We start from the raw sequence: 1,078 nt of genomic DNA, 5'->3' as shown, positions 1-1,078 counted from the left end.
CAGGACATTCACCAGCGGGTTCATGAAGTAGCCCAGCGACGCCTGGAGCACGTTGCCCGTGGTGACCGAGACCGCGTACAGCAGCCAGTTCACCGCGATGATCCCGGCGGCCAGACCCGTGGTGCCCCAGCGGCCGGGCGTGGCCAGCGCCGTCCCCAGCTCGCGCAGGCGGCGCATCACGGTCAGCAGCAGCAGGCAGAAGATCAGGGCGAAGCCGATGCGCACCACCACGATCTCCAGGGCCCCGGCGGGCGCGAGCACCGCCATGTAGAGCGGCAGCAGGCCCCACACGAAGTAGGCGGTGAAGCCGAGGGCCAGCCCACGCGGGTCATCGGCCGGGGCGGGGGAGACGGTGGGCAGGGCGCCGGTGTCGGGGGCGGCGCCGTCGGGGGTCACGCCGGGCCGGACAGCGGGGGAGGAGGGGCTCACGCGGACCACTGTACGGTCCGGGTGAGCACTCTCACCCAGGTTCCTCCCGGTCACGGCGGTAGACTGGGGGGTCGATCCCGCGCGCCGGTGCCGGGCCTTGCCCCGCGCTCCGCCGGCGTGCCCCGCCGTCGTCGAAAAGGACCCACCCACCGTGACCGTTCGCCCTGACCGCCCGTTGCGCATCGCCATCATCGGTGCCGGACCCGCCGGGGTGTACACGGCGGACATCCTGACCAAGGAGGAACGGGACTTCCGTGTCAGCATCGACCTGTTCGACCGGTACCCGGCCCCGTTCGGCCTCATCCGCTACGGGGTGGCCCCGGACCATCCGCGCATCAAGGGCATCGTCACCGCCCTGCACAAGGTCATGGACCGCGGGGACATCCGTTTCCTCGGGAACGTGGACTACGGCACGGACCTGAGCCTGGCGGATCTGCGTCGGCATTACGACGCGATCGTGTTCTCCACCGGTGCCGTGCGGGACGCGGCCCTGGACGTTCCCGGGGTGGAGTTGGCCGGCTCGTTCGGTGGCGCCGACTTCGCGTCCTGGTATGACGGGCACCCGGATGTGCCGCGGCACTGGCCGTTGGAGGCCACGCAGGTGGCGGTGATCGGCAACGGGAACGTGGCCCTGGATGTGGCCCGGATC

Annotated in this window: 1 protein-coding gene and 1 pseudogene; one reads left to right on the top strand and one right to left on the bottom strand. The window is 71.3% G+C overall.

Annotated features, from left to right (window positions below; all coding sequences use genetic code 11):
• Positions 1 to 429, bottom strand: a pseudogene (locus ACFWJO_RS40725) (EamA family transporter RarD); the annotation flags it as partial.
• A gap of 151 nt (positions 430 to 580) precedes the next feature.
• On the opposite strand from ACFWJO_RS40725, the gene ACFWJO_RS40720 reads away from it, so the two are divergent.
• On the top strand, positions 581 to 1,078 hold a 498-nt coding region (locus ACFWJO_RS40720), incomplete at its 3' end, for an FAD-dependent oxidoreductase (RefSeq protein WP_386873438.1).

Origin of the sequence: Streptomyces sp. NPDC127092 (assembly GCF_042722475.1) — a bacterium.
GTDB lineage: Bacteria > Actinomycetota > Actinomycetes > Streptomycetales > Streptomycetaceae > Streptomyces.
This window is presented reverse-complemented; position numbering and strand designations above follow the sequence as displayed.